This is a genomic window from Microcoleus sp. PH2017_08_TRC_O_A, from assembly GCF_020738665.1.
Taxonomy (GTDB): Bacteria; Cyanobacteriota; Cyanobacteriia; order Cyanobacteriales; family Microcoleaceae; genus Microcoleus.
In genome coordinates, this window is the sequence record NZ_JAEQCE010000013.1 from 1 (window position 1) to 14,832 (window position 14,832).

At 44.6% G+C, this 14,832-nt stretch carries 6 protein-coding genes and 1 pseudogene; all 7 read left to right on the forward strand.

Features of this window, described 5'->3' with window-relative positions; all coding sequences use genetic code 11:
• Window positions 1–97: 97 nt before the first annotated feature.
• Window positions 98–1,585, forward strand: a pseudogene (locus JGK22_RS05265) (TIGR03936 family radical SAM-associated protein); the annotation flags it as partial.
• A gap of 228 nt (window positions 1,586–1,813) precedes the next feature.
• Window positions 1,814–1,963 carry a hypothetical protein gene (locus JGK22_RS05270; RefSeq protein WP_293312480.1) on the forward strand — a complete coding sequence of 50 codons (150 nt, stop codon included), beginning with the start codon at window positions 1,814–1,816 and terminating at the stop codon, window positions 1,961–1,963.
• 1,097 nt (window positions 1,964–3,060) lie between these two features.
• Window positions 3,061–5,394 (forward strand): Rne/Rng family ribonuclease, encoded by a 2,334-nt coding sequence (locus JGK22_RS05275; RefSeq protein ID WP_293206679.1) that lies wholly within the window; start codon window positions 3,061–3,063, stop codon window positions 5,392–5,394.
• Between the two features lie 2 nt (window positions 5,395–5,396).
• Window positions 5,397–6,152 (forward strand): ribonuclease HII, encoded by a 756-nt coding sequence (locus tag JGK22_RS05280; RefSeq protein WP_293174924.1) that lies wholly within the window; start codon window positions 5,397–5,399, stop codon window positions 6,150–6,152.
• Window positions 6,153–6,338: 186 nt separating this feature from the next.
• Window positions 6,339–12,428: a trifunctional serine/threonine-protein kinase/ATP-binding protein/sensor histidine kinase gene (locus JGK22_RS05285; RefSeq protein ID WP_293195752.1), complete on the forward strand. Its 6,090-nt coding sequence runs from the start codon at window positions 6,339–6,341 to the stop codon at window positions 12,426–12,428.
• A gap of 125 nt (window positions 12,429–12,553) precedes the next feature.
• The gene (locus JGK22_RS05290) at window positions 12,554–12,949 is read left to right on the forward strand and encodes a response regulator (RefSeq protein WP_293155470.1); all 396 of its coding nucleotides are present in this window, start codon (window positions 12,554–12,556) and stop codon (window positions 12,947–12,949) included.
• Between the two features lie 40 nt (window positions 12,950–12,989).
• A complete protein-coding gene (locus tag JGK22_RS05295; protein WP_293174918.1) occupies window positions 12,990–14,759 on the forward strand; it encodes an adenylate/guanylate cyclase domain-containing protein in 1,770 nt (589 codons plus the stop codon).
• Window positions 14,760–14,832 lie beyond the last annotated feature (73 nt).

A 14,832-nucleotide genomic window follows, 5' to 3' on the forward strand; every position in this document is an offset into this window, starting at 1 on the left:
TTAGCATCCCACTTACAGAAGTCACAACCACTTATGTCAGATTTTTTGGTTCCTACTCTTCTAGGATAACTGGGGTTATATTTAATTGCAAGCCCCTAATGGCAGGCGGCCACTGAATTTTAACTTGACAATTTCTAATTTTACGCCTAAGCCTCACACTCCTTTTCAGTGGCATTCGGTTTCTACTGCCGAGTTTTCACGCAAGCAAAAATTGCTGAAGGGTGAATTCAAAGCGATGAGAAATATCAAGGTGAATTATACCGATGTGCGGATTTCGGCAATGGAGGATTTTGTCGGTAGGGGCGATCGACGTTTGGGCGCTGTAGTCCACCGCGCTTGGGAACTTGGCGCTGGTATGGATGCGTGGTGGGAAAGCTTGGATACAGCATACAAGGCTTGGACAAGGGCGATCGATGAATCGGGACTTACCTGGAAATACCGCCAAGTTGAAAGCGGCGAATGGAATCTTTTTCAGAAGGAAGAGGAGAAGGAAGAAGGAAGTTCGGCAACGGATTCTGTAACGGATGTAACGGATGTAACGGATGTAAGTCGTCCGAGGGAAGTCGTCCGAGGGAAGTCGGAAGATTTTCCCGCATCTCCCCCTCTCCCCCTCTCTCCCTCCCCCCCTCTCCCCCTCTTTCTCGATCGACCTTTACCTTGGGATCACTTAGACACGGGAATCGATAAAAACTGGCTGAAACTTGACTTGCAAAAGGCTTTAGAAGCAGCGACGGTTCCCGATTGTTCCTTTGAAGGGTGTTCCCGCTGCGGGGTTTGCGGCACAGATTTCGGACACAATGTGGTTGTAGATGCCCTGCCAATTCCAGATTTTGCTGGGGAATTTGTACCGAATACAGAACGGAAACAGCGTTTTCGGGTTTGGTTTGGGAAGGTGGGCGATATGGCTTTGGTTGGTCATTTGGATTTGCTGCGATTGTTCGATCGAGTTGTCCGCCGGGCCGATTTACCGATTTCGTTTACTGGCGGCTTCCACCCAAATCCTCGGATTTCTGTGGCAAATGCTCTGCCTCTGGGCGTTACCAGCACTGGGGAAATTGCTGATTTTGAACTCACTGAGTCGATCGATCTTGAGATTTTCCGGGCAAAATTGGCCGCGACTCTGCCGGAAAATATCCCGATTTACAAGGTTGAGTCGATCGACCTCAAAGCTCCTTCTGCCAGTCAATTGTTAGAAGCAGCGGAGTACGTAATTACTGTGGCTGCAACAGGCTTGTTGACGGAAAATGGCGAATCTGACCAGGATAATTCTACTGCTGTCTCCGTCGCAGATACTGCCAATTGGGAAGCTTGGGTGAAGGCGATCGCCGAAACAGAGGCTTTTTGGCGGGTGCACACTACTAAGTCGGGAAAGACTCGCGATGTCAATTTGCGCGATCGGCTGCACAAACTAGAACTTGTGCAGCAATCCGAAGGTACAGCCGTCTTGCGCTATACCGGCAGTTGTCGCAGCGACGGCAACCTGCTCAAGCCCGAACACCTTGTTTTCATGCTCGAACAAGTCAGCCAGCAGGAAATTCAGCTTTTGCAGGTTCAGCGCAGTCAGCTAATCTTGGGTTATGGTTAAAATAGGGAAGCTGTGGTGAAATATTTCACCTTCGGCTCTCGATCGGGATGTGTCGTGTCAAGCTATAATTGCTTGTTATGGAAGCCGCAGCGGCTTGAGCGCTTTTGTCGCTCGTCGCTAAGAGCCAACCAGCAACGCGGGCTGGGTGCAAATTGCTTCTGTTCAAGACTTCAAGCCTTTTTGTACATTCACGGGCTAAATCTAGCGCTAAACCCGCAGGAGCGGAGCATGAACCAAATTGATCGATTAATTTCGATCGATCGAGTGGTTGTCGATCGTCGGCTTAGTCAAAAATCTCATGGTTCAAGCCGAGCCAGCGGGTATTCAACAATAGATGTTTTTGACCTCGATCGAAAACGGATACAAGTCCGGACTTAATTCGTGGAGATCCCAAAATTTTAGACCAAGGTTCAAGTTCCCAGATTCATCTGCGCTTGTAAATCTAAAATCTAAAATTATTCAATCTAAAATCGACTGACAAGGTTTTAGGGTTGGCAGGGGCGGAAGTTCCAGTCGAATGCCAAGAATAGAGTCTGTTGAGTGTGATCGCGCAAGAATTCAATAAAAGTCCTTACGCTTTCACCAGAAAACGAGCCCGGCGTGCCCCTGGCTTTAGACACGGGGAGGAAGTCGGTAGCGGTTTCAACCGCCTTCAATATTCCTTTACACAAGTGATTGGAGTCTTATTCTATAATTGAGTTAGCAAGTAAAACAACCATCTACGTGTTGAAACACTCTAGTATCGGAGAAATCCCGGCACAGTGAGCCACCACACTCCTCAAGGAGTAGTAAGCCTGTATAACTGACAAGTAATGGCAGAGTGTGAAGCGTACCTATCTGGCGTTGTGATGGTCTATGAAAACAAGCACAATTTCAAAGTAAGCGCAATTGCAACATCTTTTATAAAGGTAGTTGTTTTGAGCGTCTAGAGGTGATTTGATAGCACCTTTGAGAGTTTTCGGATTCATTCAAGAATCCCCGTGGCTTAAGCCCTGGGGAGTATCAATCCTACTTACTTTCGCTCAAAACCAGCCCTCAACCACCACGCAAGCGGAGTTATCAGTTCGTAATGTTCAGTTGTGTGTTCAGTTGTGTGTTAAGAAATTGGTGAGAGTGGCGCTGAATTTATTCGCTGAGTTCAAAGGAAGAGTTGCAACTGTTGAATTTTGAAGTATTGAGGAAAGCAATTCTCAACTTAAAACTCAATATTGCTAACTCGATAAAAGCCTCCTTATTTCTATCTCTCAGATTTATCTGCTGAGCATAACTCATAACTCTCGATCGGTCGGGTTTAACTACTTTTTTATCTGTAACAGTGAAGAGTTAACAGTTAACAGTGAAGAGTTAAATTTCCTTCAACCCTGCACCAACTGACAGCTAATAACTCTTTAAGCTACTACTAATTACAGTTAAAGTCAGAGGCACTTTTCAGCGTTAGTGTCTCTAACTTGCTGACAGTTTTTTGAGGAAATTGAATGACAAAGCAGATAGTTATAGCAGAGCAGCATCGCATTGCTGCCGTCTTTTCAGAAGATCAAATCCAAGAACTCGTGGTAGCCACAGGCAGCCATCAAGTCAGTGACATTTACTTGGGAATTGTCGAAAATGTACTTCCTGGGATAGATGCGGCCTTCGTCAATATTGGCGACCCAGAACGCAACGGGTTCATGCACGTCACAGACCTCGGCCCACTGCGGCTCAAGCGATCGGCAGGAGCAATTACAGAACTCCTCACCCCCCAGCAAAAAGTGCTGGTACAGGTGATGAAAGAACCGACGGGCAGCAAAGGCCCCCGGCTGACAGGCAACATTACCCTGCCCGGGCGTTATTTGGTACTGATGCCCTACGGCAGGGGAGTCAATCTGTCCCGGAGAATCAAGTCGGAAGCCGAGCGCAACCGCCTCAGAGCCCTGGCTATTTTGGTGAAACCGGCCGGGATGGGGCTGCTGGTAAGAACCGAAGCCGAAGGCATGACCGAAGAAGCCATCATGGAAGATTTGGAAGTGCTGCAAAAGCAGTGGGAAGCTGTTCAACTTGAAGGCGGTTCTACCCGGGCGCCGGCACTGCTCAACCGCGATGACGATTTTATCCAGCGGGTATTGCGGGATATGTTCAGCGGTGACGTGAACCGGATTGTCGTGGACTCGCAAAATGGGATTAAGCGGGTGAAGCAGCAGTTGATGAGCTGGAACGGCGGTAAACTTCCTGCGGGAGTTTTGATCGACCACCACCGAGAGCGCGCCTCGATTTTAGAATTTTTCCGCGTCAACGCTGCGATTCGAGAAGCTCTCAGACCAAGGGTAGATTTACCTTCTGGCGGTTATGTGATTATCGAGCCGACAGAAGCGCTGACGGTAATTGATGTCAACTCTGGCTCGTTTACTCGATCGGCAACGGCTCGCGAAACTGTACTCTGGACAAATTGCGAAGCAGCAACGGAAATTGCCAGACAACTGCGACTGCGGAATATTGCCGGGGTGATTATTGTTGACTTTATTGACATGGAATCCCGCCGCGATCAGTTGCAGGTGCTGGAACATTTCAATAAAGCTCTCAAAGCTGACAAATCTCGACCCCAAATCGCTCAACTGTCCGAATTAGGACTGGTAGAACTCACCCGCAAACGCCAAGGTCAAAATATTTACGAGTTATTCGGCCACAGTTGCCCTACTTGCAGTGGGTTGGGTCATCTGGTACAACTCCCGGGCGAAGAGGACTTCGGCGCAGCGGTGCGGGAAGCAGCCGATCGCACTGTGACTTCCTCCAACCGGGTGATGTTGAACTTGCCAGAAGGATTGGAACGCCGCAGCTTGGCGCCTGTAGCTGCTGCAACTGCTGCACCAGTGCGAGAAGAACGTTCCCCCGAACTCGCTCGGGCTGCTTGGGAACCTCAGAGCGAAAGTTTGGATTTTGTTGAGACTGGCGGCAACGCCTCAGCTTTGGACTTGCTCAACCATCCCAGCTATCAGGATTTGGGCAACGGAACCAGACGGCGGCGGCGCCGCCGGATTGGTGAAGAGCCTTTTGCCGTCGTCCCGGTGGAAGAGGAACCGGTACGTAGCAAGTTGCGGCTGCCGAATACTTCGAGTGCGCCCGTCGCAGATACCCGCTCTGAGTATCTGGTGGTGACTCCCCCCGGCATCCGGGCAGCTTCTGAGGGCTTCGGGCTGGTGAATATGGCTGCTGTTGGCAGGCGCGAGGAATTCGATCGCGTGCGGCCAACTAAGTCTGAGCTGCTGAAGCCGATGGTGGAGCCTCCGGAGGTGATTTCGGTGGAAATGACGCCAGAAGAGCAGGATGTTTATGCTCTGATGGGGGTTTCTCCTTTGGTGCTAACCGATCGCAGCGTCAAAAATCCTAAAAATGCGATCGTTTCGGTGACACTCCCCGGAGCTGGGCCGAATAAGCCGCCTTTTGAGCAGCTCGAATTTGAATTTGAAGCGCCTGCGCCAGCACCCCATGTTGAGGAACAAAATTATTATTCAGAAATGTCGGTTGCCCTGCCGGTATTTGCTGAGGATGACGATGACGATGATGCTGATGATGAGGCTGAAATTTACGGCGCAAGTTCGATCGACGAAATCGATGATTTTGAGCCGATGGAGGAAGCCGACGATGTGATGGCTTTCTCGAATCAGCCGAATAAGCTATATGAGTCGATCGAATCCTATGAGCCGATCGAATCCTATGAGCCGATCGAATCCTATGAGCCGATCGAATCCCACGAGGCGATCGAATCGAGCGAACCCGAGGAACCTGCGATCAACCGCCGCCGCCGTCGCCGCTCCTCTGCTGTTTTGGATGAGTGATTATGAAGGAAGAAGGAAAAGGGAAGAAGGAAGAAGGAACAAAGAAGAAGGAAGAGGGAAGAAGGAAGAAGGAACAAAGAAAAAGGAACAAAGAAGAAGTAGAAATTTTTACTCTCTTCCCATCTTTCCATCTCCCAATCTCCCCCTCTCCCTCTCCCCCTCTCCCCCTTTCCCCCTCCCCCTCTTTCCCTCGGATAATTGCAGGTGTAGATGAAGTAGGAAGAGGAGCTTTGTTCGGGCCAGTGGTGGCAGCCGCCTGCATTTTGCCCGACGAAGTTCTCGAAGAATTAGTAAGTTGCGGAGTGCGCGACAGCAAACAGTTGAGTGCCGCAGCCCGGAGTCGGTTAGCAGTCAAAATCAGGGCTGTGGCGGTTGACTGTCAAATTGGTGTGGCTTCGGTGCGGGAGATCGATCGCCTGAATATTTTGCAGGCTTCTTTGTTGGCAATGAAACGGGCGATTTTGAAATTAAATGTCGCCCCAGATTTGTGTTTGGTTGACGGCAATCAAAGAATACCCAATTTGTCGATCGACCAAGAGACGATGATTAAAGGTGATTCGCGATCGATTCAGATTGCCGCTGCTAGTATTGTCGCCAAAGTTTGGCGCGACGAATTAATCCTGCGGATGGCCGTCAAGTATCCTGAATATGACTTGACAAACAACAAAGGATATGGTACTGCTAAACATAAGTTAGCTTTGGAACGTTGTGGTGTGTCTGTCTTTCACCGGGTGTCATTTAGTCCCTGTCGAAAATAGTTAAATAGCACTAAAAAACCTAATTAATTTCAGCCAGAGCATCTAAAATTTGAACAGCCAAGAATTTTGGATTAATTGTTCTGGGCGCATAAACTCTACTCTGTAAGATGTGCAATATGCACCTTACCGCTTTATCATTTTCAGCCTCCGATAGCATCTACAGAATATTGATTTAACCTCTTCACCATGACTGATAATATGTTAAAAATTCCCGGCTATCACCTCACCGAGCAAATCTATAATGGCTCTAGAACCCAGGTTTATCGAGGAGTTTCTGAGTCAAACCAAAAAGTAATTATCAAACTGTTATGGAGTGAATATCCCACTTTTAGCGAACTCATACAGTTTCGGAATCAGTACACGATCACCAAAAATCTTGACCTTCCGGGAATTCTCAAACCCATTGCACTCTTAAACTATCAGAATGCTTTTGCTCTGATTACCGAGGATATTGGAGGTATTTCCCTCGCTGAGTATACTGTTAATTCAGAGCAATTGGAGAATATCAAATCCAGTAAATCTGACATTTCCTCCCTCCAGAGTTCGCCTCTACCGCTAAATGAATTTTTGCCGATCGCAATTCAGATTGTCAAAACCATAGAAGGACTATATCACAACCGAATTATTCACAAAGACATCAAGCCCCAGAATATCATCATTAACCCGGAAACTAAAGAAGTTAAATTAATTGACTTCAGCATTTCCTCACTTCTACCCAGAGAAAACCAGGAAATCCAAAATCCAAACGTCTTAGAAGGAACCCTAGCTTATATGTCCCCAGAACAAACGGGACGCATGAATCGGGGTATCGACTACCGTACCGACTTTTACTCGTTGGGAGTTACATTTTACCAAATACTAACAGGGAAATTGCCCTTTGACTCTAACGATCCAATGGAGTTAGTCCACTGTCATATTGCCAGAATGCCAACTGAGCCAATCAATCTGGTTCCAGCTATCTCAGTGATGGTGAATAATATCATCATGAAACTGATGGCAAAAACTCCAGAATCACGCTATCAAAGTGCTGCTGGGCTGCGCTACGACTTAGAAAAATGCTCGCAGCAATGGCAAGAAAATGGGACTATTAGCGAGTTTGTATTGGCAAATCGGGATATTTGCGATCGCTTCGTCATTCCCGAAAAACTCTACGGTAGAGAAACTGAAGTTAAAGCCCTATTAGCAGCCTTCGATCGCATCAGCGAAGGCAATATCGAAATCATGTTAGTAGCGGGATTTTCCGGCATTGGAAAAACCGCCGTTGTCAATGAAGTTCACAAACCCATTGTCCGCCAACGGGGTTACTTCATCAAAGGAAAATTCGATCAATTTAAGCGGGATATTCCCTTCTCTTCCTGGGTGCAGGCATTCCAGAATTTAATCAGACAATTACTCACCGAAAGTGCTGGCGAGGTGCAGAAATGGCGAGTCAAGATATTAGGGGTTTTGGGTGAAAACAGTCAAGTTATTATCGATGTCATCCCAGAATTAGAACACCTAATTGGTAAGCAGCCAGAAGTCCTCAAACTAGAAGGAGTCGCAGCTCAAAATCGTTTTAATTTGCTATTTGGCAAGTTTATCCGAGTATTCGCCACCAAAGAACATCCTTTAGTAATTTTCTTGGATGATTTGCAGTGGGCAGACTCAGCTTCTTTGAAATTGATGCAATTGTTGATGAGCGAAACAGATACCCGCTATCTGTTGTTAATGGGAGCATATCGAGACAACGAAGTATTTCCGGCTCACCCGCTAATGTTGACATTGGGTGAGATTAGGAAAGTAGAGGCTAATTCGTCAGCATCTTCTCTAGAAAAGCAGGATATCGATCCACCCGTCCTGAAAGTCAATCAAATTACCTTAGCACCTCTCAACCTAACTTCCCTAAATTGCCTAATTGCGGATACTTTTTCTTGTCCAATAGAAAGAGCAATGCCTTTGACGGAATTGATTTTTGCCAAAACCAAAGGCAATCCCTTTTTTGCAACTAAATTTCTGCAATTTTTGCACAGCGATGGATTTATATCATTTGATTTCACCCCCGGGGCAAGGGGGGGGTGGCAGTGCGACATTGCCAAATTGAGGGCGCTTTCTTGGACTGATGATGTCGTCGAGTTTATGGCAATTCAGTTGCAGAAATTGCCTGAAAATACTCAGCAAGCTTTAAAACTTGCAGCTTGTGTAGGTAATCAATTTGACTTAGCAACGCTAGCAATTGTCTCCAAAAAATCCGAGTCGGAAACAGCAGCCGATTTGTGGCTAGCACTGCAAGAAGGATTAATTATTCCCACCAGTGAAGTATATAAATTTTTTCAGAAATCTGAATCAATTGAAATTCTTCAAGGATCGGAGTTATCGGTTCCCTACAGATTTTTGCACGATCGAGTGCAGCAAGCGGCATATTCTCTGATTCCCGAATCCCAGAAACAGTCCACCCACCTCGAAATCGGACAATTGTTGTTGAGGAATACGCCAGAAGCAGAACAAGAAGAGAAGATTTTTGATATTGTCAACCAATTAAATATCGGGGTGGAGTTAATTACCGATCGAATCAAACGAGATGAGCTTGCTCAATTAAATTTAATAGCTGGACGTAAAGCTAAATCTTCCACGGCTTACGCGGCTGCTGAAAAATATTTAACTTTAGGCATAGAACTCCTGGATGTTGAGTGTTGGCAGAATCATTACAACCTGAGTTTAGCACTTTACGAAGAAGCCACAGAGGCGATGTATCTGAATGGTGATTTTGAGCAAATGGAGCCATTGGCAGAAATAGTCCTGGAAAAGGCAAATACGCTCTTAGATCAAATCAAAACTTATCAAGTTAAAATTCAAGCTTTGAAAGCGCAGAACCAACTCAAACAATCTTTGAATTTTGGGTTAGACATTCTCAAACTCTTGGGGATAGATCTACCTAAAGATCCAGAACTGACAGAAATTCCCTTGGCTTTTGAAAAGACGCAATTGGCTTTACAAGAAAAACCGATTCATGACTTAATTGATTTACCTGACATGAGTGACCCGCAAAAACTGGCAGCAACTCAGATGCTGTTACAACTCTGTCCTTCTGCTTACATGGTCACTCCAGTTTTGCTACCTCTCATTACTTTTAAACAAATTCAATTAGCCCTTAAATATGGTAATGCACCAACTCATACTCATGCCTATGCTAATTATGGACTCATTCTCTGCGGAGTCATGGGGGAGTTAGAATCGGGCTATCAATTTGGACAACTTGCACTAAATCTACTCGAAAAACTCGATACTAAGCCTTTCAAATCTATGACGCTGTTTGTAGAAGCTTGCTTTATCAAGCATTGGAAACAGCATATTACAGAGACCTTAAAACCTTTTCTAGCTTCTTACTTTAGCGGTTTAGAGACAGGAGATTTAGAACACGCTTGCTATTCTGCCCACAGGTATTGCTACCATTTATTCTTTAGTGGATCGGTCGAGCTATCAAGCGTGAAACTAGAGATGGAAACTTACGGTGATGCGATCGACAAGATGAATCAGGATAGCATTCTTCAATTGCATCAAATTTACCATCAAGTTGTATTAAACTTACTGGAAAGGACGGATAATCCTTGCTTTTTAATCGGTTCAGCTTGTGATGAAGCAAAAATGTTACCGATTCATATTGCCAATAATTACAGAATAGCGTGTTACTATTTTTTCTTAAATAAGTTAATCCTTTGTTATCTTTTTTGTGACTACCACCAAGCCATTGAGCATTCTGCCGGAGCAGAAGAGTATTTAGATGCAGGAGTAGCTTCGATATTAGTACCGATTTTTTATACCTATGATTCTCTGTCTAAGTTGGCGGTGTATCCCGATCGAGAGATTTCGGAACAACAACAAATCCTCGAAACTGTAATCGCCAATCAGGAGAAAATGCAAAAATGGGCGAATCATGCCCCGATGAATTATCTACATAAATTTTATCTAGTAGAGGCAGAACGGCATCGAGTTTTAGAGGAAAAATTAGAGGCGATCGAATTGTACGATCGCGCCATTTCCCTCGCCAAAGAAAACGGTTATCTCAACGAAGAAGCACTAGCCCAGGAACTCGCGGCTAAATTCTATCTCGCTTGGGGTAAAGATAAAGTTGGCACAGTTTACTTAACCGACGCCTACTACGCTTATGCGCGTTGGGGTGCAAAGGCAAAGGTTGAGGATCTAGAAAAACGGTATCCCCAATTGCTCGCCCCAATCCTGAACCAGAAAAAGAGCATTCATACAGACGAAACAATTGTGCTAATGAAGTCTGGAACTATCTCATCCACGAGTTCCAGTGTTTCAGAAATCCTGGACTTCGGGACAATCATGAAAGCATCTCAAACACTTTCAGGAGAAATTCAGCTTGACAAATTGCTGTCAATTTTAATGCAAGTAGTGATGGAAAATGCCGGAGCAGAAACAGGCAATTTTATTTTGCAAAAAGCAGGTAATTTAGTAATTGAAGCTACCGGAATTAGCGGTGTTGCAGAAATAAAAGTTCTGGAGTCAATTCCTATTGAAACTAGCGATAAGTTACCTCGAAGCGTCATCAACTATGTTTTTAGGACTCAAGAATATGTCATTTTTAACGACTTGTTCGAGGAAATCAACCAACCAGAATCTCCCATTAAAAATATTAACGATCCATACATAAGTCAGCACAAACCAAAATCAGTATTGTGTTTGCCTATTCAACATCAAGGAAAGGCGATCGGTATCCTTTACCTAGAAAATAACCTGACAGTGGGTGCATTTACTCTCGATCGATTAGCAGTTCTACAATTATTGTCTTCTCAAGCTGCCATCTCGATCGAAAATGCCCAACTCTATGCCAATTTAGAAGCAAAAGTAGAAGAACGCACCCAAGAACTCCAGCAGTCAGAAGCTCGTTTTCGACAACTTTACGAGCAATCCGCCGATGCAATTTTGCTTTTAGATGGAGATGTTTTTATCGACTGCAACCCCGCCACGGTCAAAATGATGCGTTGCAATGACAAAAAACAGCTTCTTTCCTTGCCGCCGGCTCAACTTTCTCCGGAGATTCAACCAGACGGTAGAAACTCTTTTGAAAAAGCCCAGGAAATCACAGCCATTGCTTTTTCGCGAGGTAGCTATCGCTTTGAATGGATGCACCGGCGCAGCGACGGAGAAGACTTTTGGGTGGAAGTATTGCTGACTGTAATTCCTGTAGATGGTAAGGAAATTCTGCATACGGTGTGGCGAGAAATTGGCGATCGCAAGCAGGCTGAAGCAGCTTTGTACCAGAAAAATCAAGAACTAAGCGATACTCTCCAACAGCTCGAAACCACCCAAGAAGAGCTGATTCAATCAGAAAAAATGGCAGCTTTAGGACAACTTGTGGCGGGAGTTGCTCACGAAGTTAACACACCCTTGGGTGCAATTCGTTCTTCAGCGGGAAATGTGTCTAAGTTCTTGGATCAAACTCTGGAACATTTGCCAGCACTTTTTCAATCTTTCTCTCCAGAAGAAGGGCAAAAATTCTCAGAATTACTTCAGCGATCTCTCCAACAAGAATCAATACTATCAACCAAAGAAGAACGCAAATTGAAGAGAGCTTTAAGAAGCGAACTGCAAGAATTAGAGATTGAGAATGCCGATATTGTTGCAGATCTATTAGTTGTGATGGGGATCTACGATCGTATCGAAACTTGTCTCCTGCTACTCCAAAAACCGGATAGTTTGCACATCCTAGGAACCGCCTACAAACTGTCTGAATTAAAAAGAGGCATCGCTACTATCAATACAGCTACAGATCGAGCATCAAAAGTTGTGTTTGCCTTAAAAACCTATGCCCGTTACGAACAGGCAGGCACTAAGACAACAGCCAGCATTGCTGAAGGGATCGAAACCATCTTAACTCTCTATCAAAATTTACTCAAACAAGGAGTTGAGGTAGTCAGAAACTATACCGAAATACCGCCGATACTATGCTATCCAGATGAACTAAATCAAGTGTGGACAAATCTCGTTCACAATGCTTTGCAAGCAATGGATAATCGTGGCACATTAACTATTGGATTGACGGAGCAATCCGATCAGGTAAAGATTAGCGTTACTGACAGTGGCAAAGGCATCCCTGAAGAGATCGAGGCGAAAATATTCGAGCCATTTTTTACTACTAAACCCGCAGGAGAAGGCAGCGGATTGGGACTGGACATTGTGAAGAAGATTGTGGAAAAACATCAAGGAAGGATTGAGGTAGAATCAATTCCAGGTGAAACTACATTTAATGTTTTTCTGCCGAACGTTAGAGTATAATTATGAAATGTACCAATATCAGGACTGAAGCATAAGCTGGTTTGCAAGACTATTAGTAGCGGTAAGGTGTGCAGTTCTCACCCTACCAACAGAGTTATATCGCTAATCATAGAGGATAAAAAATAATGTCTAAGCCAGTTATTTTGTGTGTTGATGATGAGAGAATTGTGTTAAATAGTCTGAGGACGCAACTGTCAAGAGCATTCGGTAGTGATTACCTCTATGAAGGAGCGGAAGATGCGGATGAAGCTCTAGAGTTAATCGAAGAACTTAATGAGGAAGATATAAGTATTATTTTGATTATTTCTGATTGGCTAATGCCGGGAATTAAAGGAGATGAGCTGCTGATTCGGATTCACAAAAAATTCCCCAAAGTTATTAAAATTATGCTAACTGGTCAAGCTGACGAAGCAGCGATTAACCGAGCTAAGAACGAAGCGAATCTCCATTGCTGTTTGTCTAAACCTTGGTCGGAAGCCGAACTGTTGGAAACGATTAAATCTGGTTTAGCGCAACTATAGCCGAGTTGTTGAAAACTATTAAATCCGGTCGGTCTCAATTATGGCTCTACAAGTAATTGTCTGTGTTGATGATGAGAAAACTGTACTCCGAAGTCTGAAAGCAGAACTTCAAGAGGCAATCAGTAATGATTATATCATCGAAATTGCTGAAGGTGGGGAAGAAGCATTAGAATTAATCATGGAATTGCTAGACGATGGCTATGAAGTCCCGTTAATTATTTCCGACCATATTATGCCTGAAATGAATGGAGATGAGCTGTTAAGGCGAGTTCATATCATTTCACCCAAAACTCTGAAAATCATGCTCACAGGACAAGCAGATATTGAAGCGGTAGGAAATGCTATCAAAAATGCAAATTTATATCGTTATATCGCCAAGCCCTGGCAGCAAGAAGACCTGAGTTTGACGGTAAAAGAAGCTGTCAATAGTTACCATCAAAACAAACTGTTGGCGGAACAAAATGCCCAACTCCAGCAAATGAATAGCGAGTTGGCAAAGTTAAACTTTGACCAAGCATTACTGATTGCCCAACTCAATGAAAACGAAAATCGCTTGACACAGTTTTTGGAAGCAATGCCAATTGGTGTGGGGGTGCTGGATGCTGAGGGCAAAGTTTACTATATCAATCATAAAGCCAAAGAGATATTTGGTAAGGGAGTGGTGCCGGATATAAATTCAGAACAATTGTCAGAGGTTTATCAAACTTATCGAGCAGGCACCGATCGAGAATATCCTCCTGAAGACTTGCCAGTTGTGCGGGCGTTGAGAGGAGAAAATGCCGCTGCTGACGATGTAGAAGTCCACAACGGCGACAAAATTATTCCCTTAGAAATTTCGGCAACTCCTATCTACGATCGCACCGGAAAAATTACTTATGCTATTAATACCATTCTAGATATTACCGATCGCAAAAAAGCTGAAGCCGAGCGCAAAAATCTGATTACAGAACTTTTTCAAGTTAATAGTAATCTGGAACTGGCGCTAGATACAGAAGTAAAAATCACTGAGGCGACAAGTCGCTTTGTACCAAATCAGTTTTTATCTTTTTTGGGATATGACAGTATTGTTGATGTTAAATTGGGAGATGCGGTAGAGTTGGAAATGTCGATTTTGTTTTCTGACATTCGCGATTTCACAACGATTTCGGAACAGATGACACCGCAAGATAATTTTAAATTTATAAATTCATATTTGAGTTATATGGAACCGCTGATTGTGGAAAATCATGGGTTTATTGATAAATATATTGGCGATGCAATTATGGCTTTGTTTAGCGAGGGCGCTGACAATGCTGTGAAAGCGGGGATTGAGATGCTGCATACTCTTGCTGAATACAATCAATATCGCGTTTCTATGGGCGATGTGCCGATCCAGATTGGGGTGGGAATTAATACTGGTTCTTTGATGCTGGGTACTGTTGGCGGACGCAATCGGATGGACGGTACTGTGATTGGCGATGCGGTTAATTTGGCTGCTCGGATTGAAAGTTTGACGAAGAATTACGAGGTGCCGCTGTTAATTACTCAGCAGACTGTCGATGGCTTGAGAAATCCTGCTGATTATGGGATTCGCGTGATTGATAAGGTTCAGGTTAAGGGGAAGTCTGCATGGGTTACTGTTTATGAGGTTTTTGATGCAGATTTGCCGTTCGTTAAAGCGGGGAAGTTGGCTACTTTGCCAGTGTTTACTGAGGCTTTGTCTTTGTACAATATCTATAATTTTACTGAAGCGGCGGGGTTATTTGCTGATTGTTTGCGGCAAAATCCGGGGGATAGGGTGGCTCGAATTTATTTGGCTAGGTGTCAGTAGTTAGTTGACAGTTGACAGTTGACAGTTGACAGTTGACAGTTGGCAGTTGTTATTTGTTATTTTTGAATATCTC